Raw genomic sequence first — 21,780 nt, forward strand, 5'->3', positions numbered from 1 at the left:
GTATGCCGTCCGGCACACGGGGCGTTCGCGCGTCACCTCGCGGGGGTCAGCGGGTGGGTGGCGCGCCTCCGCCACCGGAGACGTCGTCCTGACCGAGGTCGATCTCGTTGCCGCCGTCGGCGGGCTGGCTGCCACCGGGAGCGGAGGTCGTCCCGGGGTCGCCCTGCTGGGTCGAACCGCCCTCGGGCAGCCCGCCGCCCTCGCCCGGGCTGGGCGTGCCCGGGGTCCGGGGCTCGGCGTCGGACGGTGGGAACGCGGGCTCCGGCACCTGCTCGGCGCCCTCGCCGGGGATCGTCGACGGCGGCGCCGTGCTGCCCGAGGAGCCACCGGAAGCGCTGGGGTCGCCCTGCGTCGGGTCCTGCTGCGGCTGCGGGTCGCCCGTGCCCGGCGACGGGTTCGGGACGGGCACCTCGGACGGCTGCTCCGGCTGGGAGGGCGACGTCGGCTCGGTGGGCGTCGTGGGCGCCGGCTCGGCAGGGGTCGTCGGCGGAGCCGGCTCCGACGGGGGCAGGGGGGTCGTGGGGGTGGTCGGGGTCGAGCCAGGGTCTGCCGGTGGGGCGCTCGGGTCGGAGGGCAGCGTGCCGCCCTCGTTGCTCGGGATCCCGAGGCCCTTCTCGACCAGGTCGCCGCCCTTGTCGATCATCCCGGAGAACTTGCCGCCGGTCTTCGAGTCGAGGAAGTCCTCGACCTTGTCGATCGCGCTGCGGGCCGAGTCCGGGTTGTCCTTGGCGTACTCCTTGGCCTTGTTGATGGCCTCGTCGCCGCTGATCGGCCGCTTCTGGTCACTCATCGGACATCACTCCCACTGCGTGGACGGTTCGGGTGATTTCCAAACTAGCCACGCCCAAGGGCGAAGTGGGCCTTGACGGCCGACGGATGGAGCAGGTCAGCCGAGCGTCGAGTGGAGGCGACGGGCCGCCTCGGCGATCGACCCCGACAGCGACGGGTAGACCGTGAAGGTGTTGGCCACCTGGTCGACGTTGAGCCGGTGGTGGACCGCGAGCGTCACGGGGAAGATCAGCTCCGAGGCGCGGGGTGCGACGACGACGCCGCCGATGAGGGCGCCGGAACCCTTCTGCGCGAACAGCTTGACGAAGCCGTCGTTGATGCCGGACATCTTGGCGCGCGGGTTGCGCGACAGCGGCAGGGTGACGACGTCGGCGTCGACCGTGCCCTCGTCGATGGCCTTCTGGGAGATGCCGACGGTCGCGATCTCGGGGTCGGTGAAGATGTTGGCGGACACCACCCCGAGGTTGAGCGGGGCGACCGCGTCGCCGAGGGCGTGCGACATCGCGATCCGGCCCTGCATCGCGGCCACGGACGCGAGGGGGAGGACACCGGTGCAGTCGCCCGCGGCATACACGCCTCTCACCGACGTGCGCGAGACGCGGTCGACGGCGATGTGGCCGGACTCGGTGAGCTCGACACCGACCTCCTCGAGACCCATGCCCGCGGTCTGGGGGATCGACCCGACGGCGAGCAGCGCGTGCGAGCCCTCGACCTCGCGGCCGTCGACGAGGCGGACGACGACACCATCGCCGCGACGCTCGACACCGGCCATGCGAGAGCGTCCGAGGACCTCCATGCCACGCCGCTTGAAGACGTCCTCGATGACGGTCGCGGCGTCCGGGTCCTCGCCGGGCAGGACGCGGTCGCGCGAGGAGACGAGGACGACGTCGGAGCCCAGGCCGAGGTAGGCCTGCGCCAGCTCGGCCCCGGTGACGCCGGACCCGACGACGACGAGGCGCTCGGGAAGGGCGTCGAGCTCGTAGATCTGCTGCCAGGTGAGGATGCGCTCGCCGTCGGGCTGCGCGGTGTCCATGACGCGGGGCGTCGCGCCGGTGGCGATGAGCACGACGTCGGCGTCGAGCATCTCGGTCCCACCGTCGGCGAGGGTGGCCTCGACCTTCGACGGCGACACGAGGCGCCCGGTGCCGGGGACGATCCGGACCCCGACCTCCTCGACACGGTCGGTGATGTCGCGGCTCTGCGCGGCGGCGAGGTCCTTGACCCGCGAGTTGACCTCGGCGAGCTCGGCCTTGGCGTCGCTCACCTCGTCGCCCTCGCCGTCCTCGAGGTGGACCCCGAGGTCGGCGGCGGTCTCGAACTCGGACATGTAGTCCGCGGTGGAGATGAGCGTCTTGGAGGGGACGCAGTCGGTGAGGACGGCCGCGCCACCGAGCCCGTCGCGGTCGACGATCGTCACCTCTCCCCCGAGGTGGGCTGCGACGAGAGCCGCCTCGTACCCACCCGGTCCGCCGCCGAGGATGACCACTCGAGTCGTTCGCGCATTCACGCGGACCATCCAACCACGCTGCCGATACCCTGCTCGCGTGACCGACAACGCCGCCGCCCCGCACCCGCTCGACCTCGCCGACCCGGCGACCGACCCGTTCGCCGTCGCGGAGGCCGCGGCCTCCGTGATCCGCGAGCGCACCGGCGTCGAGACCCACCACGTGGCGCTCGTCCTCGGGTCCGGCTGGGGCCAGACGGGCGACCTCGTCGGCGAGACCCTCACCGAGATCGACAACACCGACGTCCCCGGCTTCGGCAAGGCCGCAGTTGCGGGCCACTCGGGCATGATGCGTTCGGTCGCGATCGGCGACACCGGCCGTCGCGCGCTGGTCTTCGGCACCCGCACCCACTTCTACGAGGGCCGCGGCGTCCGCGCCGTCGTCCACGGCGTCCGCACCGCGGCGGCGCTCGGCTGCCGCACCATCGTCCTCACCAACGGTTGCGGTGGCCTCCACGAGGACTGGCTCCCCGGGACCCCGGTCCTCATCCGCGACCACATCAACCTCACCGCTCACTCCCCCATCGAGGGCGCGAACTTCGTCGACCTCACCGACGTCTACACCCCGCGCCTGCGCGACCTCGCCCGCGAGGTGGACGCCGACCTCCAGGAGGGCGTCTACGTCCAGTTCCGCGGCCCCCACTACGAGACGCCGGCCGAGGTGCAGATGGCCAAGGTCCTCGGCGGCGACCTCGTCGGCATGTCGACCTCGCTCGAGACGATCGCGGCGCGCCAGAGCGGCATGGACGTCCTCGGCATCTCGCTCGTGACCAACCCCGCGGCCGGCATCTCCAAGACCCCGCTCAACCACGAAGAGGTCCTCGAGGCCGGCAAGGCGGCCGCCGAGCGCTGTGGTCGCCTCCTCGCCGCCGTCGTGGCAAAGATCTGAGGAACACGCCATGACGTATGCCGGCCGCCACGAGTCCGCTGACACCTCACCCTCCGCCGTCGCCGAGCACTCCGAGCTGCTCGCCGCGGCGCAGGCCTGGCTCGAGGACGACCCCGACGAGGCCACCCGCGCCGAGCTCCAGGCCGTGCTCGACGCCGCCAACGGCGGGGACGACGCGGCGCTCACCGACCTCGCCGACCGGTTCGCCGGGATGCTCGAGTTCGGCACCGCCGGTCTGCGTGGCGCCCTCGGGGCCGGCCCGAACCGGATGAACCGCGTCGTCGTGATCCGAGCGGCAGCCGGCCTCACGGCATACCTCAAGAAGAAGGACCACGACCCGTTCGTCGTCATCGGGTTCGACGCACGGACCAACTCCGACGTCTTCGCGCGCGACACCGCCGCGGTCGTCCTCGGCGCGGGTGGTCAGGCCGTCGTGCTCCCCCGTCCGCTGCCCACACCGGTCCTCGCGTACGCCATCCGCCACCTCGGCGCGGACGCGGGCGTCATGGTGACGGCGAGCCACAACCCGCCGCAGGACAACGGCTACAAGGTCTACCTCGGTGACGGGTCGCAGATCGTGTCGCCGTCCGACGCCGAGATCGCCGCCGAGATCGCGAGGGTCGACCGCGTCGCCGACGTGCACCGCCCCGACGACGGCTGGCACACCCTCGACGACGAGGTGCTCGAGAGCTATCTCTCGACGGTCACCGGTGTCGTCACGGCCGACTCGCCCCGCGACCTCGTCGTCGTCCACACCGCGCTGCACGGTGTCGGCTCCGAGACGGTGGCGCGGGCCTTCGAGGCGGCGGGCTACCCCGCTCCCCTGCCCGTGCCCAGCCAGGCGCAGCCGGACCCGGCGTTCCCCACGGTCTCGTTCCCCAACCCCGAGGAGCCGGGCGCGATGGACGCCGCCCTCGACCTCGCCGAGCAGACCGGCCCCGACGTCGTCATCGCCAACGACCCGGACGCCGACCGCTGCGCCGTCGCCGTCCCCGGTCCCGGTGGCTGGCGGATGCTGCGCGGCGACGAGGTCGGCGTGCTGCTCGGCGCCCACCTGCTCGACCGCGGGGTGTCCGAGGGTGACGTCTACGCCAACTCGATCGTGTCGTCCCGGATGCTCGCGACCGTCTGCCGCTCGCGCGGGGTGGCGCACGAGGAGACGCTCACGGGGTTCAAGTGGATCTCGCGCGTCCCCGGGCTGCGCTACGGCTACGAGGAGGCGCTCGGCTACTGCGTCGACCCGGCTCAGGTGCGCGACAAGGACGGGGTGTCCGCCGCACTCGTCGTGGCCGAGATCGCCGCGACGCTCAAGGCGCAGGGTCGTTCGATCACCGACCGCCTCGATGAGCTCGCGGTCGAGCACGGCGTCCACGCGACGGACTCGTTCTCGGTGAGGGTCGAGGACCTCTCGCTCATCGAGGCGATCATGGCCCGCCTGCGTGCCGAGCCGATGGCCGAGGTTGCCGGAGTCGAGGTCTCGCGGGTCGACGACCTCGCCGCCGGTGACGGTGGGCTGCCCCCGACCGAGGGGCTGCGCTGGTTCCTCGCCGACCACTCCCGCATCATCGCGCGGCCGTCGGGCACGGAGCCGAAGCTCAAGGTCTATCTCGAGGTCATCGAGTCCGTCTCCGACGACGACCTGACCGGTGCACGCTCGCGCGCTGCCGAGCGGCTCGCCGCGATCCGGACCCACTTCGAGGCGGCCACCGCCACCTGAGCAGGAGTCGACCGCCCGGCACGTCGGGCGGTCGACGGTCGGGTGCTGGGTGTCGGGAGCTGGGGGTCATCCGTCTCCTCGAAGCCCCGGATCCCCGACACGGCGGGTGAGAATGGCTCCATGGCCTTTCACGAGTCCTGGGTCGAGAAGCAGATCCGCGAGGCGCAGGAGCGGGGTGAGTTCGACAACCTGCCCGGCGCGGGGAAGCCGCTGGAGGGACTCGACGACCCCGACCCCGACTGGTGGCTCAAGAAGATGATGGCCCGTGAAGGGCTCGACCCCTCCGACGCGCTGCCGCCGGTCATGCTGCTCCGGCGTGAGCGCGCGACCTATCCCGAGTCGCTCGCCGACGTCCGGACCGAGGAGGGCGTGCGCGAGATCCTGCGCGACTACAACGCACGCGTCGTCGACGACCGGCGTCGCCCGGTCGTGGGCAAGGCCTCACCCGTCTGGGCGCCGACGGTCGACGTCGACGACATGGTCGAGCAGTGGAAGGTGCTGCGCGCCGAGCGTCAGCCGGAGACGGAGCCGGCGCAGGTGACGCCCGACGTCGTGCGGCGGCTGGGCTGGTGGCGGCGGCTCTGGCGGGCCTGAGGTTCTCGCCGCAAGGAGCCCCTCCCCAGCGCCGGTAGACTCCCGGGGTGAGCACCAGCACTGACCTCCCCGTCGCCGCCGCGACCGACGCCACGGCCCGCGCCCGCGACCTGCTCGGCGTCACGCGCCTGACCAACCAGGCCCTGACCCGCTGGCTGCACGGCCTGCCCGGCGTGGACCAGGTCGGCTGCGAGGCGCGCGCCGCCGGACTGGGCACGCGCTCGATCAAGACGACGAGCAAGCAGTGGGCCATCGACCTCGCCATCTCGATGATCGACCTCACGACGCTCGAGGGTGCCGACACCAAGGGGCGCGTCCGTGGGCTCGCCGCCAAGGCGCTCCTGCCCGACCCGAGCGACCTCTCGACACCGCGCCCGGCAGCGGTCTGCGTCTACGGCGACATGGTCGAGACGGCCAAGGCGGCGCTCGGTGACTCCGGCGTCAAGGTCGCTGCGGTCGCCACCGCCTTCCCCAGCGGGCGCGCGAGCATGGCGGTCAAGCTCGCCGACACCAAGGACGCCGTCAAGGCGGGCGCCGACGAAATCGACATGGTCATCGACCGCGGGGCCTTCCTCAGCGGCGACTACCTCACCGTGTTCAACCAGATCGCCGCCGTCAAGCAGGTGTGCGGCGACGCGCGCCTCAAGGTCATCATGGAGACCGGCGAGCTCGTGACCTACGACAACGTCCGCCGCGCCAGCTGGCTCTCGATGCTCGCCGGCGGCGACTTCATCAAGACGAGCACCGGCAAGATCCAGCCCGCCGCGACCCTCCCCGTCACGCTCATCATGCTCGAGGCGGTCCGCGACTGGCGCGACCTCACCAACAGACAAGTCGGCGTCAAGCCCGCGGGTGGCATCAAGACGAGCAAGGACGCGATCAAGTTCCTCGTCACCGTGAGCGAGATCGCGGGCGAGGACTGGCTCGACAACCACTGGTTCCGCTTCGGCGCGAGCAGCCTGCTCAACGACCTCCTCCTCCAGCGCCAGCGGATGAGCACCGGCGCCTACTCCGGTGGCAGCTACATCGCCGACGACTCCCCCTCCACGGCCTACTGAGCGCCCACGAGACGACAAGGAACGCACAGATGCCCACCTTCGAGTACGCACCGGCCCCCGAGTCCCGGGCCGTCGTCGACCTCCAGAGCAGCTACGGGCTGTTCATCAACGGCGAGTTCGTCGACGGCAGCGGCACTGGCTTCAAGTCGATCAGCCCCGCCACCGAGGAGGTCCTCGCCGAGGTCTCCGAGGCCACCGACGCGGACGTCGACGCGGCCGTGAGGGCCGCGCGGACGGCATACACGCGCGTCTGGTCGCGGATGAGCGGCACCGACCGCGGCAAGTACCTGTACCGGATCGCGCGCATCCTCCAGGAGCGCGCCCGTGAGTTCGCCGTCCTCGAGAGCCTCGACAACGGCAAGCCGATCAAGGAGAGCCGGGACATCGACATCCCGCTCGCGGCGGCGCACTTCTTCTACAACGCCGGCTGGGCCGACAAGCTCGAGTACGCCTCGCTCGGCACCAACCCGCGCCCCCACGGCGTCGTCGGCCAGATCATCCCGTGGAACTTCCCGATGCTCATGCTCGCGTGGAAGATCGCCCCGGCGCTGGCCACCGGCAACACCGTCGTCCTCAAGCCCGCCGAGACCACGCCCCTCACGGCGCTGCTCTTCGCCGAGGTCTGCCAGCAGGCCGACCTCCCGCCGGGTGTCGTCAACATCGTCACCGGCGCGGGTCCGACCGGCCAGGCGATCGTCGACCACGCCGGCATCGACAAGCTCGCGTTCACCGGCTCGACCGGCGTCGGCAAGATGATCGCCCGCGCCATCTCCGGCACCCGCAAGAAGGCCACACTCGAGCTCGGTGGCAAGGCGGCCAACATCGTCTTCGACGACGCACCCATCGACCAGGCCGTCGAGGGCATCGTCAACGGCATCTTCTTCAACCAGGGCCACGTCTGCTGCGCCGGCTCGCGCCTGCTCGTGCAGGAGTCCATCGCGAGCGAAGTCGAGAGCCGCCTCAAGCGCCGCCTGGGCACCCTGCGCGTCGGTGACCCGCTCGACAAGAACACCGACGTGGGCGCCATCAACAGCCGCGCCCAGCTCGACCGCATCGTCGCGCTGACCGACGCCGGCGAGGGCGAGGGCGCGACCCGCTGGGACAACGGCTGCGAGCTCCCCAGCAAGGGGTTCTGGTTCAGGCCGACGGTGTTCACCGGTGTGACGCAGACGCACCGCATCGCGCAGGAGGAGATCTTCGGACCCGTCCTGTCGGTGCTGACCTTCCGCACGCCGCAGGAGGCCGTCGCCAAGGCCAACAACACCCCCTACGGCCTGTCCGCGGGCATCTGGACCGAGAAGGGCTCGCGCATCCTCTGGATGGCCGACCAGCTCAAGGCCGGTGTCGTGTGGGCCAACACGTTCAACCAGTTCGACCCGACGAGCCCGTTCGGTGGATACAAGGAGTCCGGGTACGGCCGCGAGGGCGGTCGCCACGGTCTCGAGCCCTACGTGAAGACCGGAGCGTGAGCCCGACCATGAGTCGCGTCGACGTCAAGAAGACCTACAAGCTCTACATCGGGGGCAAGTTCCCCCGCAGCGAGAGCGGTCGTTCCTACGAGGTGTATGCCGCCCCCTCCGGCCGATCCCGTTCTACCGCACCGCGTTTCCTCGCCAACGCGGCGCAGGGTTCGCGCAAGGACGCCCGCGACGCGGTGACCGCGGCGCGCGCCGCGCAGCCCGGCTGGGCCGGTGCCACGGCATACAACCGCGGTCAGGTCCTCTACCGCGTCGCCGAGGTCATGGAGTCGCGCCGCCCGCAGCTCGTGCAGGAGGTCCGTGACGCCGAGGGCCTGTCCCCCGCCGCGGCCGAAGCCGTCGTCTCGCAGGCGATCGACCGCTGGGTCTGGTATGCCGGGTGGTCCGACAAGTACGTCCAGATCCTCGGTGGGCTCAACCCCGTCGCGGGTCCGTACTTCAACATCTCCGCGTCCGAGCCGACCGGCGTCGTCGCCGTCCTCGCGCCGCAGGAGTCGAGCCTGCTCGGCCTCGTGTCGGTCATCGCGCCCGTCATCGTCTCGGGCAACGCCGTCGTCGTCGTGACGAGCGCCGAGCGCCCGCTGCCGGCGATCACGCTCGCGGAGTGCCTGGCCACGTCCGACGTGCCCGGTGGCGTGGTCAACGTCATCAGCGGTCGCGCCGCCGAGATCGCACCGTGGCTCGCGAGCCACCGCGACGTCAACGCCATCGACCTCACCGGTGCCGCGGGTGCCGAGGGCGTCGACTGGGCCACACTCGAGGAGGCCAGCGCCGACAACTTGAAGCGCGTGCTCCGCCCCGGCGGCAGTGGGGCCGAGGCCGTCGAGCCCGACTGGACCGCGACCCCCGACCTGTCCCGTCTCACCGCCTTCCTCGAGACCAAGACGGTCTGGCACCCCAAGGGCCGGTGACTGCGTCCGAGACCGGTCGGGCGCGCGTCGTCGTCCTCGCCGGACCGAGCGGGGCCGGCAAGTCGCGTCTGGCCGAGCGGCTGCACCACACCCACGGGTGGCCGATCGTGCGCCTCGACGACTTCTACCGCGACCTGGACGACCCCTCGATGCCCCGCAGCGAGGAGCTCGGGATCATCGACTGGGACCACCCAGACTCGTGGAACGAGGCCGCTGCCGTGGCCTCGCTGTGCGAGCTCGTCGACACGGGCTCGACCCTCACGCCCGTCTACGACCTGTCGCAGAGCCAGACCGTGGGCTCGACGACGGTGACCGCCGCACCCGGTGAGCTGGTGCTCGCCGAGGGCATCTTCGCGGCCGAGGTCGTCCGGGAGCTCAAGGCGGCCGGTGTGCTGCACAGCGCCTGGTGCATCCACCACCGGCCGTTCGTGACGTTCGTGAGACGGCTCGCGCGTGACCTCAAGGAGCGGCGCAAGCCGCCCATGGTCCTCGTCCGGCGCGGGCTCGCGCTCATGCGGGCCGAGCCCGAGGTCATCAGCCGGCAGGTCGCGCTGGGTGCCGAGCCGGCCCGCGCCAAGGACGTCGAGGCCCGCCTGAGCCACGCGCACGGCTGAGCCCGGCCCTCCCACCTGCGTCACGGCATACGGACAGGGCCTGTGGAACCCCTTGCGCCCGGGGTTAGCGTGGAGGGGTGACTGCACCTGAGCCCCGGACCGTCGGCCAGCTGCGCGCGGCCGGCCACCACCCCAAGCGCCTGCGTCAGGAGATCCGCGACAACCTGCTCGCGAAGCTCCGTGCCGGGGAGGACCCCTGGCCGGGACTGCACGGGTTCGCCGACTCGGTGATCCCCCAGGTCGAGCGGGCGCTGCTCGCCGGCCACGACATCGTTCTCCTCGGTGAGCGCGGGCAGGGCAAGACCCGCCTGCTGCGGGCCCTCGTCGGCCTGCTCGACGAGTGGACCCCGGTCATCGAGGGCTCCGAGCTCGGCGAGGACCCCTTCGAACCGATCACGCCGGCGTCGATCCGCCGGGCCGCCGAGCTCGGCGACGACCTGCCCGTGACGTGGCGCAGCCGTGAGGAGCGCTACGCCGAGAAGCTCGCGACCCCCGACACGAGCGTCGCCGACCTCATCGGCGACGTCGACCCGATGAAGGTGGCCGAGGGCCGCAGCTTGGGCGACCCCGAGACGATCCACTTCGGGCTCATCCCGCGCAGCCACCGCGGCATCGTCGCGATCAACGAGCTGCCCGACCTCGCCGAGCGGATCCAGGTCGCGATGCTCAACGTCATGGAGGAGCGCGACATCCAGATCCGTGGCTACGTCCTGCGGCTGCCGCTCGACGTCCTCGTCGTCGCGAGCGCCAACCCCGAGGACTACACCAACCGCGGCCGGATCATCACCCCGCTCAAGGACCGCTTCGGCGCCGAGATCCGCACCCACTACCCGCACGAGGTCACCGAGGAGATCGCGGTCATCGCCCAGGAGGCCGACCTCGTCGCCGCCGTGCCCGACCACCTGCTCGAGGTGCTGGCCCGCTTCACCCGTGCCCTGCGCGAGTCCTCGAGCGTCGACCAGCGCTCCGGGGTGAGCGCCCGGTTCGCGATCGCGGGCGCCGAGACCATCGCCGCCGCGGCGCTGCACCGTGCGACGACCCAGGGCGAGGAGTCGCCCGTGGCCCGCGTCGTCGACCTCGAGACCGCCGTCGAGGTGCTCGGCGGCAAGATCGAGTTCGAGACCGGCGAGGAGGGGCGCGAGTCCGAGATCCTCACCCACCTGCTGCGCACCGCCATCGCCGAGACAGTGCGGGCGCACCTCGCCGGGGTCGACCTCCGGCTGCTCGTCGACGCCATCGAGGACGGCGCGATCGTCACGACCGGTGCGCGCGTGAGCGCCCGTGACTTCCTCGCCGGGCTGCCGGTGCTCGGCGAGTCCGACGTCTACGACCAGATCACCGAGCGGCTGGGTGCGACCGACGACGGGTCGCGCGCCGGGGCGATCGAGCTCGCCCTCGAGGGGTTGTTCCTCGCCCGCCGGATCGGCAAGGAGTCGGGCCGCGGTGAGACCGTCTATGGCTGAGCTCCCTCCGTATGCCGTGTCGGTGGGGGCGGCCGGGCCGGTCGTGTCGGCCGCGCCGGTCGGAGCGGCCGGAGCGGCCGCGCCGCTCGGGTCGGCCGGGTCCCGATGAGCCGCTACCGCAGGTACGACGGCGGGGACCCGCTCGCCGCACCCGTCGACCTCGCCGAGGCGCTCGACGCCATCGGTCAGGACGTCATGGCGGGCTACTCCCCCGAGCGGGCGATGAGCGAGTTCCTGCGCCGGGGCGGCCGGGACCAGGCCGGGCTCGACGACCTCGCCCGGCGGCTCGCCGAGCGCCGCCGCGAGATCCTCGAGCGCCACGACCTCGGCGGCACGATGCGCGAGGTGCGCGAGCTCCTCGACAAGGCCCTCACCGCCGAGCGCGGCCAGCTCGCCCGCGACATCACCATGGACGACGACGACCGCGCCTTCCGCGAGCTCCAGCTCGGCGCGCTCCCCTCGTCGACGGCGGCCGCCGTCACCGAGCTGTCGTCCTACGACTGGCAGAGCACCGACGCCCGCGAGGCCTACGAGCAGATCAAGGACCTCCTCGGCCGCGAGCTGCTCGACCAGCGCTTCGCCGGGATGAAGCAGGCGCTCGAGGGCGCTACCGACGAGGACCGCGCGGCAGTGCAGCAGATGCTCTCCGACTTGAACGACCTCCTCGAGAAGCACGCGCAGTCCGACGGCTCACCCGAGCAGAAGGCAGAGGTCGACCGTGCCTTCGCCGAGTTCATGGGCAGGCACGGCGACTACTTCCCCGAGAACCCCGAGACCATCGAGGAGCTGCTGGACTCGCTGGCCCAGCGTGCCGCGGCCGCCCAGCGGATGCTCGCCTCGATGACCCCCGAGCAGCGGGCCGAGCTCATGGAGCTGTCGCAACAGGCGTTCGGGTCGGCCGGGCTCATGGAGCAGCTCTCCCGGATGGACGCCAACCTCCAGGCGCTGCGGCCCGGCGAGGACTGGTCGGGGTCCGAGAGCTTCGAGGGTGGCGAGGGGCTCGGGCTCGGCGACGGCACCGGGGCGCTGCAGGACCTCGCCCAGCTCGACGCGCTCTCCGACCAGCTCTCCCAGTCCTACGGCGGGGCCCGGCTCGACGACATCGACCTCGACGCCCTCGCGCGCCAGCTCGGCGACGAGGCCGCCGTCGATGCCCGCACCCTCCAGGAGCTCGAACGCGCGCTGCGCGACAGCGGCTACCTCAAGCGCGGCTCCGACGGCGAGCTGCGCCTGTCACCCAAGGCCATGCGACAGCTCGGCAAGGCGCTCCTGCGCGACGTCGCCGACCGCATGAGCGGACGTGCCGGCGCCCGCGAGTCACGCACGACCGGGATGGCGGGCGAGCCCTCGGGAGCGACGAGGCGGTGGGAGTTCGGCACCACCGAGCCGTGGGACGTGCCCCGCACCATCACCAACGCCGTCCTGCGCGACGGTGGCTCGCCGGTCCGGATCCAGATCGACGACGTCGAGGTCGCCGAGACCGAGGCCCGCACGCAGGCGGCCGTGGCGCTGCTCGTCGACACGTCCTTCTCGATGGCGATGGACGGACGCTGGGTGCCGATGAAGCGCACCGCACTGGCGCTGCACCAGCTCATCCGCTCGCGCTTCCGCGGCGACCACCTCGAGCTCATCGGCTTCGGGCGGCACGCGGAGGTCATGGAGATCGAGCAGCTCACCGCCCTCGACGCCCGCTGGGCCAAGGGCACGAACCTCCACCACGCGCTGCTCCTGGCCAACCGCTTCTTCCGCAAGCACCCCAACGCGCAGCCGGTGCTGCTCGTCGTCACCGACGGTGAGCCCACCGCCCACCTCGAGTCCGACGGCGAGGTCTGGTTCTCCTACCCGCCCGACCCCGTGACCATCGCCCACTCGGTGCGCGAGCTCGACGGCTCGGCCCGCCTCGGGGCGCAGGTGACCTTCTTCCGGCTGGGCGAGGACCCGGGCCTGGCGCGGTTCATCGAGTCGATGGCGCGGCGAGTCGGAGGACGGATGGTGAGTCCCGAGCTCGACGACCTCGGTGCGGCGGTCGTCGGCTCCTACCTCGGGTCCCGCGGCCCGGGCACGTCCTACCGCGACCACTTCGGCGACTGGAGCGGCGGACGCGGCTTCTGGGTCTGACGAGGTGCCGTCGGCAGGCAGGGTGCCTCGGTTAGGGTTCTGACCAGTCAGCGCCACGGGGAGGCACGCACAGATGAGCGACCAGGGTTGGTCCGCACCGGGAAGCGCTTCCGGACGTCCCGAGCAGGACCCGTATGCCGGTCGCCCCGGTCCTCCTCCCGGCCCACCGCCCGCGCCGGGCGCGTACCCCGGCCAGGCTCCCCCGCCCGGCAACGCCGGGTACGCCGGCAACGCCGCGTACCCCGGCCAGGCTCCGGCGCCCGGCTACGCCGGCTTCCCCCCGCAGCGGCCCGCGTACGTGCCGCCGCAGCAGCTGCGCCACCTCGACTTCCGGCCCGGCATCATCCCCCTGCGGCCCCTGACGATGAACGACCTCTTCGGCGGCGTCTTCCGCGCCGTGAGGGGCAACGTCGGCGCCACCGTCGGGCTCGCCGCCCTCACCTCGCTCGTCTTCCTCGTGCCCTTCACCGCCCTCGGTGCGTGGGTGTCGAGCAACGAGGAGTCGATCTCGCTCGAGGAGTCCGTCAACAGCGACACCGCCGGCCTCGTCGGCTCCCTCGGCTCGCTCGTCCCGTCGGTCGGCAGCTGGCTCTCGACGATCCTGCTCGCCGGGTTCCTCGCCTACGTCATCGGCCAGGCCGTCCTCGGCCGCAAGGTCAGCGCCGGTGAGACGTGGCGCGGCACGATCCGGCGCATCTGGGCCCTCGTCGGCGCCACCCTGCTCACCTCGCTCGTCTTCATCGGCACGATGGCCGTCATCCTCGGTGTCCCGTTCGCTCTGCTCATCGGTGGCGGCACGAGCGGCAGCGACGGCACCCTGGCGGCGGGGCTCATCCTCATGCTGCTCGCGCTCGTCCTCGCCCTCCCCGCGCTCGCCTTCCTGTGGACCCGCCTCGCGTTCGTCACCCCGTCGCTCATCCTCGAGGACCTCGGCGTCGGTCGCGCCTTCGCCCGCTCGTGGCAGCTCACCTCGGGGTCGGGGTTCTGGCGGCTGTTCGGCATCCGGCTCCTCGCGTCGTTCGCCATCGGCATCGTCGGTTCGCTCATCACCGCCCCGCTCGCGATCATCGGCGCCGCCCTCGCCTTCACCGGCATCCCGATGGACCAGATGTACGTCTGGCAGGCCGTCGTCACCGGCGTCAGCGGTGTCATCGCCGGCGCGATCACCACGCCCGTGACCGCCGGCCTCGACTCCCTCCTCTACGTCGACCACCGCATCCGTCGCGAGGGCCTCGACGTCCAGCTCGTCCAGACCGCGCAGGGCACGGCGGCACCGCCCTGGCCCCGCGCCACCGCATGATCCTGGACACGCCGCCGCTCGACCCCACGCGAAGCGAGGGCCGACGCCTGCTCGAGGAGGAGCTCTCCAAACCTCGGTATGCCGTCAAGCCCAGTCTCTGGGACCGCTTCCGTGAGTGGCTGCTCGGCCTGCTCGACGGCCCCACCGGCCCCGGGCTGCCCTCGTGGGTGTTCGTCCTCGTCGTGCTCGTCGCCCTCGCCGTCGTCGCCCTCGTCGTCGTGGTGCTGCTGAGGCCCGAGGCGCGGGCCCGCCGGTCGGCGACCGACCGCGGAGTCCTCGACGAACGCGGAGTGGATGCCACGGCATACCGGCTTCGGGCGAAGGACGCTGCGCGACAGGGCGACTGGGACACGGTGGTGCTCGACGGCTACCGCGCCATCGTGGCCGGCTCGGTGGAGCGGACCGTCCTCGACGACCTGCCCGGGCGCACCGCGCACGAGGCGTCGCTCGAGCTCTCGCAGGCCTTCCCGACCGAGGGCGACGGGGTGCGCGCGGCGGCCGACCGGTTCGACGCCGTGCGCTACGGCCACGACCGGGCGAGCGAGTCCGACGCTCGCGCGGTCCTCGACCTCGACGAGCGGGTCGGGCGCGCGCGCCCCGAGCTGCGTCCCGTGGGAGCGCAGCGATGACCGTCGTGGCCCGGTGGCGGCGCACCGGTCTGTGGGCCCTCGCGATCCTGCTGGGCATCGGTGCGCTGGCGGCGATCGCCATCGCCACGACTCCCCCCGGCAACGCGATGGACCCCGAGGACATGGGACCGCGGGGTGGGGCGGCGCTCGTGGCGGTCCTCGAGCAGAACGGCGTCGACGTCGAGACCTTCACCTCGATCGACGACGTGCGAGACGCCCTCGCCGAGCGCGACGACGACACCACGGTGGTCGTCGCCAACACGAGCAACCTCGGCACCGCCGCCGCCACGACCCTGCGGCAGGAGAGCCTCGGTGTCGACCGGGTCGTCGTGCTGTCGCCGTCGACCGGCCAGCTGCGGGCGCTGCGGGCCGACGCCACGGCGCTGCCGATCGGTGCCGGCGTGCGCGTCGAGAGCCAGTGCGACATCGGCACCGTCGACGAGGGCGACTCGATGGTCGAGATCGACGCGCGCTACGAGCCCGGCAGCTCCGCCTCCGGTGCCAAGGAGTGCTTTCCACTGACGATCCCGGACGCGGACGGTGGTGACGGGGCCGGTGACCACGGCGCCGGTCTCCTCGACCTGCCGTCCACCTCGGGCCACCCGCCGATCACCGTCATCGGCACGACCGTCGGCTTCACCAACGGCGCCATCACGCAGGAGCACAACGCCGCGATCGCGCTGAGGCTGCTCGGCGGCTCGCCCCGCCTGCTCTGGTACCAGCCGGACGTCACCGACCTCGCCGACTCGGCCGACGACACCGAGGACGGCGCGCTGCTCCCGCCGTGGTTCGCCCCGGCCCTGGCCCTCGTCGCGTTCTCGCTCATCGTGCTCGCGCTCGTCCGCGGTCGTCGGCTCGGCCGCCTCGTGCGCGAGCCGCTGCCCGTCGTCGTGCGGGCCGTGGAGACGACCGAGAGCCGGGGACGCCTCTATCGCCGGGCACAGGACCGTCCGCGCGCCGCGACCGTGCTGCGGCTCGCCACGCTCGACCGGCTGCGCTCCCGGCTCGGGCTGCGGCGCGGCGACTCCGTCGAGACCGTCACCCGCGCCATCTCGGCCGCCACCGGCCGCCCGGTCAGCGAGGTCCTCGACCTCGTCGCCGGCCCCCCACCCACCGACGATGCCGCCCTCGTGCGGCTCGCCCAGGACCTGTCCGACCTCGAGGAGAAGGCACACCGCCCATGACCGAGAACCCCACCCGCACCACCGACCCGCAGGCCAGCGCCGCCGCCCCGCGGGCCACCGCACCGCAGGCCAACGCACCGCAGGCCACCGCCCCGGAGGCGCGTGACGCCCTCCTGCGCGTGCGCGCCGAGGTCGCCAAGGCCGTGGTCGGCCAGGACGCCGCCGTCACCGGTCTGCTCGTCGCCCTGCTCTGCCGGGGCCACATCCTGCTCGAGGGCGTGCCCGGCGTCGCCAAGACGCTGCTCGTCCGGTCGCTCTCGCAGGCCCTCGACGTGCAGACGAAGCGGGTCCAGTTCACGCCCGACCTCATGCCCGGCGACCTCACCGGCTCGCTCGTCTTCGACGCGCGCACGAGCGACTTCACGTTCCGACAGGGCCCGGTGTTCACCAACATCCTGCTCGCGGACGAGATCAACCGGACGCCGCCGAAGACCCAGTCGGCCCTGCTCGAGGCGATGGAGGAGCGACAGGTCAGCGTCGACGGCCAGCCGCACCCGCTGCCCTCGCCGTTCATGGTCGCCGCCACCCAGAACCCGGTCGAGTACGAAGGCACCTACCCGCTGCCCGAGGCCCAGCTCGACCGCTTCCTGCTCAAGGTGACGCTGCCGCTGCCTCCTCGCGATGACGAGGTCGCCGTGCTCCGCCGGCACGCCGACGGCTTCGACCCCCGCGACCTCGGTGCCGCCGGGCTGCGCGCCGTCGCGTCGGGAGCCGACCTCGAGGCGGGCGCACAGGCGGTCCGCCGGGTCGAGGTCAGCGACGACGTCGCGGCCTACGTCGTCGACATCGCCCGCGCGACCCGGCACTCCCCGTCGCTCTCGCTCGGCGTGAGCCCGCGCGGCGCCACCGCCCTCATGTCGACCGCGCGGGCCTGGGCCTGGCTCAACGGACGGGGCTACGTCACGCCCGACGACGTCAAGGCCCTCGCCCACGCGACCCTCGCCCACCGCCTGTCGCTGCGGCCCGAGGCCGAGCTCGAGGGGGTCGACGTCTCCGCCGTCCTCGACAGCGCCCTGGGCTCCGTCCCCGTCCCCCGCTGAGCCGCCGGTCCCCCTTCGATGGCACTGACCCCGAGAGCCCTCTGGCTCGTCCTCCTCGGCATCGTCCCGGTGGTGCTGCGGCCTGCCGCGTCGACGGTGTGGCTGTGGCTGCTGCTGTGCGCGGTGGTCGTCGCGGTGGACGTGCTGCTGGCCCCGCGCCCGAGGTCGCTGCACCTCGAGCGCGAGCTGCCCGCGTCGGTGCGGCTGGGTGAGTCGGTGCGCACGTCGTTGTTCGTCACCAACCCGGGGTCACGGTCGGTCCGAGGGCTGCTGCGTGACGCATGGCCGCCGTCCGCGGGAGCCGAGCTGACCCGGCATACGCTCCGCCTTCCCGGCGGCGAGCGCACCCGGCTGACGACCCTGCTCACCCCGACGCGCCGTGGCGACCGACAGGCCGACCGCGTGACCCTGCGGCTACGCGGTCCGCTCGGCGTCGCCGCCCGACAGGCGTCGGTCGAGGTGCCCGGGCGGCTGCGTGTCCTGCACGCCTTCCCGTCGCGCCGCCACATCCCCAGCCGGCTCGCGGTGCTGCGCCAGCTCGACGGACGTGCGGCGATGCGAACCCGAGGGCAGGGCACCGAGTTCGACTCGCTGCGCGACTACGTCGAGGGCGACGACGTCCGCTCGATCGACTGGCGCGCGACCGCGCGTCGCCGCGACCTCGTCGTGCGCACCTGGCAGCCCGAGCAGCACCGGCGGATCATCATCGTGCTCGACACGTCGCGCACGAGTGCCGGTCGCATCGACGACTCACCGCGGCTGGACTCGGGGATGGACGCCGCGCTCTTCCTCACCGCCATCGCCGGGCACGCCCGCGACCGGATCCACGTCATCGCCGGGGACCGCGAGGTGCGCGCGCACGTCTCCGGCCACGACCGCGTCGGCGTGCTCCACGACGCGATCTCGGAGCTCGCTCCCGTCGACGCCCGGCTCATCGAGGCCGACTGGCGCCTCCTTGCCGCCGAGGTGGCGCGGGTCGGCACGCAGCGGGCGCTCGTCGTCCTCATCACCCCGCTCGAGTCCTCCGCGCTCGAGGAGGGCCTGCTGCCGGTGCTGCCCGCCCTGGCGGCGCGTCACCGGGTGGTCGTGGCCTCGGTCGCCGACCCCGCCGTCGACCGGATGCGTCGTGGTCGAGACTCGGCGACGGACGTGTATGCCGCGGCCGCGGCCGAGCGCACCGTGGGGCTGCGCCAGCGCACCGCCGGGGCGTTCCGCTCGCTCGGCGTCGAGGTGCTCGACGAGACGCCGGACCGGTTGCCGCTGGCGCTGGTCGACCACTACCTCGCGCTCAAGCGTCAGGGCCTGCTCTGAGGTGACGCGGGGCGCGCGCCGGGTGTGCGCGCGGCGCTGTGCACTGCTGCGCTGTGGCGCAGCACTGCACAGCGCTGTCGTGACCCAGCTGCCCGAGCGCGGCGACGAGCGCGCTGGATCGACGCGTCAGGCGGCGACGGGTGCTGTGGCGACCTGGTCGCTCTCGGCCACGTCACCGGTGACACCGGCTCGGGCCGCCCGGCGCCCGACGACGAACACGTAGGCGAAGAAGAGCGACTCGGCCACGATCCCGATGAGGATCCGGCCCCATGTCGGCAGGCCCGACGGCGTCACGAACCCCTCGATGCCGCCGCTGACGAACAGCACGACGACGAGGCCCAGCGCGATGCCGGCGGCGGTGCGACCCTCGGCCGCGAGCGAGTCGAGGCGGCTGCGGGGTCCGGGCTCGATCCACGACCAGAACAGCCGGAGCCCGACGGCCGCGGCGACGAAGATCGCGGTGAGCTCGAGCAACCCGTGCGGGAGGATCAGCCCGAAGAAGAGCGACCCGCGGTCGTGGCTCACCATGAGCGCCCCGGCGAGCCCGACGCTGATGACGTTCTGCGCCAGCACCCAGAGCACCGGCAGCCCGAGGACGCCCATCGCGATGCACTGCGCCGCCACCCACGCGTTGTTGGTCCACACGAGCGTCGCGAACTCGTGGTGCGGGTACTCGGAGTAGTAGTTCTCGAAGTCGGTGCCGACGTAGGCGTCGATCTCGCCGCGGGTCATCTGCTGGGTGAAGACCTCGGGGTGGCGCACCGCCCAGGCGCCGACGACGAGCGCGAGCAGGACGCTGCCGACCATCGTCGCGAGCCACCACCGGCGCGTGCGGTAGAGCGCGGCCGGGAACGTCTGGGTGAAGAAGCGTGCCCCGTCGCGCCACGTCGTGGCCCGGGACCCCGTGGCCGTATGCCGTGCCCGCGCGAGGAGCGCGGACAGGTAGCTCACGAGCGAGGGGTCGGGGCTCGAGGACCGCACGACGGAGAGGTGGGTGGAGACCCGCTGGTAGAGATCGAGCAGCTCGTCCGACTCGGCGCCGCTGAGCCGGCGCCGCCCGACGAGCTCCTCGAGCCGACGCCACTGACCCAGATGGGTGGCGATGAACGCGTCGAGATCCACGGCGTCACTCTATGTCGACGCGTGCGGGGTTAGCCTTCCGTTCATGAGCATCGACGGGGGCTATCGCACCTATGCCGGCGACGACGTCGTCACGGGCGAGGGTGTCTCCGTCGAGGTCCCCGTGGCCAGCGTCATCAGCCGGGTCGCCGCTCGGCTCATCGACCTCGTCATCACCTTCGTCCTGGCCATCGCTGCGGTCTTCGTCGTCGGCATGCTCGTCGGGTCGATGTCGGACGCGGTGACCCAGGCCGCGGTCATCGTGCTGGTGGTCGGACTCACCGTCATCCTCCCGGTGCTCTTCGAGGTGGTGACCAAGGGCCGCAGCCCCGGCAAGTACGCCCTCGGGCTGCGGGTCGTCCGGGACGACGGTGGCCCGATCACGGTGCGGCACAGCGTGATCCGGCACCTCGTGGGGTTCGTCGAGTTCTATCTGCTCCAGGGCGCGCCCGCCGTCGTCGCCGCCGTCATCTCGCCCCGGGCCAAGCGTCTGGGTGACATGGCGGCCGGCACCTATGCGATGTCGCTGCGCCACAAGCTCCAGGTGACGAGCCCGCCCGAGGCGCCACCTGCGCTCGAGCACTGGGTGCGCGCCACCGACATCGGACCCATGCCGGCATCGCTCGCCATCGGCGTGCGGCAGTTCCTCACCCGGACGGGCAGCCTCACGCCGCAGGCGCGCGCCCACCTCGGCCAGGACCTGTCGGCGCAGGTGCTCCGGCACGTGTCACCGCCCCCGCCGCCGGGCATCCACGCCGAGTGGGTCCTGCGCGCAGTCCTCGCCGAGCGCCGCCGCCGCGACCTCGACCGGCTGCACTCGGAGGCGGCGCGAGCGCACCGTCTCCTCCCGCCCGACCCGCTCGGGTGACGCTCCGTCGGCCAACCCTCGCCCCCTCCCCACCCCTTGCGTCTGCGCCTTCGGTTGCTAGAGCCGCCACATCCGCAGACGCAAGGACGGCGCCCTCCTCGCCGCCCTCCTTGCGTCTGCGTCTTCGGTTGCTAGAGCCGCCACATCCGCAGACGCAAGGGCCACCCGGCACGCACGGGGTCAGCCGGGCCAGCCGCGACTGCGCAGGAGGTTGGCGAGGGCGTCGAACAGCGCGTCGGGGTGACACCGGAGCGTGAGCACCGAGACAGGAATCACGGCGTTGCCCTGTGCCTGGAGGTCGGTGATCCGAACCTCGTCACGCATCGCGATGTCCAGAGCGTGGTGGCCCGCGCCGTTGACCTCGACCACGACGGCGTAGTCCTCCCACAGGACGTCGAGGACGGCCCGCCCGTGCGAGAGCCGTCGCACCACCTGGCGGTGAGGCTCGGGCAGACCGCGACGGCGGCACTCGACGGCGAAGTCGAGCTCGTTGAGCGACTCGACCCCGAGCCGAATGTCACGCAACACCGCCTGCAACGGTGCTCGGAAGCGGTGTCGGGTGATGCGGTCGAGCTCGCCGGCGACCTGCTCCGCCGGGACGATCCGCTGCTGGATCGGCATGACGAGGCACAGCATCGCCTGTCGCAGGGTGACGGACCACAGGGCTGCCTGCACGGTCGAGACCGCGCGGTTGGAGCGCGGCACACCGCTTCCGGCGGCGTCCGCCGCGGTCCACCTCCGGGTCTCGTGGAGCCGGACCCCGGGGACCCGCTGCTTCTCGAGTCCCTTCGGCACCCAAATGTGGATCCACGGCTCGGTGAACCCACGCATTCCGTCGACCTCGAGGGCCGTCACCCCACCGAGCCGGGCCTGCGGACCCACCCTCATGAGCGCCTCGCGCCACCTCGCCTCGTCGGCGCGACCGCCCGGCACGACGATCCCCTTGCCGGGCACCGCCCTCCAGCGACCGCCGTCGACCATCGCCCTTCTCAGTCCCCGACTCACCCCCGCACGGCGAAGTGCCGCGGAGGGGAGGACTCCCGCGGTCACCTCGAGGTCGTCGGCCAGGTCTGGATGGGGGCGGCGAGTCGGCATCCAGACACGCTCGACCAGCCAGCCCTTCGCCGGTACCCGGACGCGGGCGACCTGTGGACGACGCACGGCGAGCCGGCAGCCTGTGGACGGGCGGACGGC

19 protein-coding genes are annotated in these 21,780 nt (G+C 72.6%); 15 read left to right on the plus strand and 4 right to left on the minus strand.

Annotation, left to right across the window (positions count from 1 at the left end; translation table 11 throughout):
- Nucleotides 1-46: 46 nt before the first annotated feature.
- Both KLO01_RS02040 and KLO01_RS02045 read right to left on the minus strand, forming a co-directional pair.
- Nucleotides 47-790, minus strand: a complete 744-nt coding sequence (locus tag KLO01_RS02040) for an antitoxin (protein WP_147061888.1) — start codon at nucleotides 788-790, stop codon at nucleotides 47-49.
- A 96-nt stretch (nucleotides 791-886) separates the two neighbouring features.
- Nucleotides 887-2,296 (minus strand): NAD(P)H-quinone dehydrogenase, encoded by a 1,410-nt coding sequence (locus tag KLO01_RS02045; protein ID WP_246136012.1) that lies wholly within the window; start codon nucleotides 2,294-2,296, stop codon nucleotides 887-889.
- Between the two features lie 37 nt (nucleotides 2,297-2,333).
- Here KLO01_RS02045 and KLO01_RS02050 point away from each other — a divergent pair, with 37 nt between their 5' ends.
- The 14 genes from KLO01_RS02050 (at nucleotide 2,334) to KLO01_RS02115 (ending at nucleotide 18,599) form a co-directional block, all read left to right on the plus strand.
- Complete coding sequence (locus KLO01_RS02050) at nucleotides 2,334-3,182, plus strand: purine-nucleoside phosphorylase (protein ID WP_147061890.1); 849 nt, start codon at nucleotides 2,334-2,336, stop codon at nucleotides 3,180-3,182.
- Between the two features lie 10 nt (nucleotides 3,183-3,192).
- Nucleotides 3,193-4,899 carry a phospho-sugar mutase gene (locus tag KLO01_RS02055; protein ID WP_147061891.1) on the plus strand — a complete coding sequence of 569 codons (1,707 nt, stop codon included), beginning with the start codon at nucleotides 3,193-3,195 and terminating at the stop codon, nucleotides 4,897-4,899.
- A 120-nt stretch (nucleotides 4,900-5,019) separates the two neighbouring features.
- A complete protein-coding gene (locus tag KLO01_RS02060; protein ID WP_147061892.1) occupies nucleotides 5,020-5,493 on the plus strand; it encodes a DnaJ family domain-containing protein in 474 nt (157 codons plus the stop codon).
- 47 nt (nucleotides 5,494-5,540) lie between these two features.
- Nucleotides 5,541-6,551 (plus strand): deoxyribose-phosphate aldolase, encoded by a 1,011-nt coding sequence (gene deoC / locus KLO01_RS02065; protein ID WP_222611910.1) that lies wholly within the window; start codon nucleotides 5,541-5,543, stop codon nucleotides 6,549-6,551.
- Between the two features lie 29 nt (nucleotides 6,552-6,580).
- Nucleotides 6,581-8,020 carry an aldehyde dehydrogenase family protein gene (locus KLO01_RS02070; protein ID WP_147061893.1) on the plus strand — a complete coding sequence of 480 codons (1,440 nt, stop codon included), beginning with the start codon at nucleotides 6,581-6,583 and terminating at the stop codon, nucleotides 8,018-8,020.
- Between the two features lie 8 nt (nucleotides 8,021-8,028).
- On the plus strand, nucleotides 8,029-8,940 hold the full coding sequence (locus tag KLO01_RS02075; protein WP_147063041.1) for an aldehyde dehydrogenase family protein: 912 nt from the start codon (nucleotides 8,029-8,031) through the stop codon (nucleotides 8,938-8,940).
- Nucleotides 8,937-9,554 carry a uridine kinase family protein gene (locus KLO01_RS02080; protein ID WP_147061894.1) on the plus strand — a complete coding sequence of 206 codons (618 nt, stop codon included), beginning with the start codon at nucleotides 8,937-8,939 and terminating at the stop codon, nucleotides 9,552-9,554. The genes KLO01_RS02075 and KLO01_RS02080 overlap by 4 nt, the downstream gene beginning before the upstream one ends.
- A gap of 77 nt (nucleotides 9,555-9,631) precedes the next feature.
- On the plus strand, nucleotides 9,632-11,017 hold the full coding sequence (locus tag KLO01_RS02085; protein WP_147061895.1) for a magnesium chelatase ATPase subunit I: 1,386 nt from the start codon (nucleotides 9,632-9,634) through the stop codon (nucleotides 11,015-11,017).
- A gap of 105 nt (nucleotides 11,018-11,122) precedes the next feature.
- Entirely contained in the window at nucleotides 11,123-13,135 is a 2,013-nt protein-coding gene (locus KLO01_RS02090; protein WP_147061896.1) for a vWA domain-containing protein, read from the plus strand.
- Nucleotides 13,136-13,208: 73 nt separating this feature from the next.
- Entirely contained in the window at nucleotides 13,209-14,435 is a 1,227-nt protein-coding gene (locus KLO01_RS02095) for a DUF7544 domain-containing protein (RefSeq protein WP_147061897.1), read from the plus strand.
- A complete protein-coding gene (locus tag KLO01_RS02100) occupies nucleotides 14,432-15,064 on the plus strand; it encodes a DUF4129 domain-containing protein (RefSeq protein WP_147061898.1) in 633 nt (210 codons plus the stop codon). Before KLO01_RS02095 ends, KLO01_RS02100 begins: the two co-directional genes overlap by 4 nt.
- Nucleotides 15,061-16,248, plus strand: a complete 1,188-nt coding sequence (locus KLO01_RS02105) for a DUF4350 domain-containing protein (protein ID WP_147061899.1) — start codon at nucleotides 15,061-15,063, stop codon at nucleotides 16,246-16,248. Before KLO01_RS02100 ends, KLO01_RS02105 begins: the two co-directional genes overlap by 4 nt.
- A complete protein-coding gene (locus KLO01_RS02110) occupies nucleotides 16,245-17,288 on the plus strand; it encodes an AAA family ATPase (protein ID WP_147061900.1) in 1,044 nt (347 codons plus the stop codon). Before KLO01_RS02105 ends, KLO01_RS02110 begins: the two co-directional genes overlap by 4 nt.
- An 18-nt stretch (nucleotides 17,289-17,306) precedes the next feature.
- Nucleotides 17,307-18,599 carry a DUF58 domain-containing protein gene (locus tag KLO01_RS02115; RefSeq protein ID WP_147061901.1) on the plus strand — a complete coding sequence of 431 codons (1,293 nt, stop codon included), beginning with the start codon at nucleotides 17,307-17,309 and terminating at the stop codon, nucleotides 18,597-18,599.
- A gap of 126 nt (nucleotides 18,600-18,725) precedes the next feature.
- Here the strand turns inward: KLO01_RS02115 and KLO01_RS02120 are convergent, their stop codons facing one another.
- Nucleotides 18,726-19,721 (minus strand): stage II sporulation protein M, encoded by a 996-nt coding sequence (locus KLO01_RS02120; protein WP_147061902.1) that lies wholly within the window; start codon nucleotides 19,719-19,721, stop codon nucleotides 18,726-18,728.
- Between the two features lie 43 nt (nucleotides 19,722-19,764).
- On the opposite strand from KLO01_RS02120, the gene KLO01_RS02125 reads away from it, so the two are divergent.
- Nucleotides 19,765-20,586, plus strand: a complete 822-nt coding sequence (locus tag KLO01_RS02125) for an RDD family protein (protein ID WP_147061903.1) — start codon at nucleotides 19,765-19,767, stop codon at nucleotides 20,584-20,586.
- Between the two features lie 180 nt (nucleotides 20,587-20,766).
- On the opposite strand, the gene KLO01_RS02130 is transcribed toward KLO01_RS02125, so the two are convergent.
- A complete protein-coding gene (locus KLO01_RS02130) occupies nucleotides 20,767-21,681 on the minus strand; it encodes a putative endonuclease domain-containing protein (protein ID WP_147061904.1) in 915 nt (304 codons plus the stop codon).
- Between the last annotated feature and the right edge of the window lie 99 nt (nucleotides 21,682-21,780).

Source organism: Knoellia locipacati, from assembly GCF_007992835.1.
Classification (GTDB): Bacteria; Actinomycetota; Actinomycetes; order Actinomycetales; family Dermatophilaceae; genus Knoellia; species Knoellia locipacati.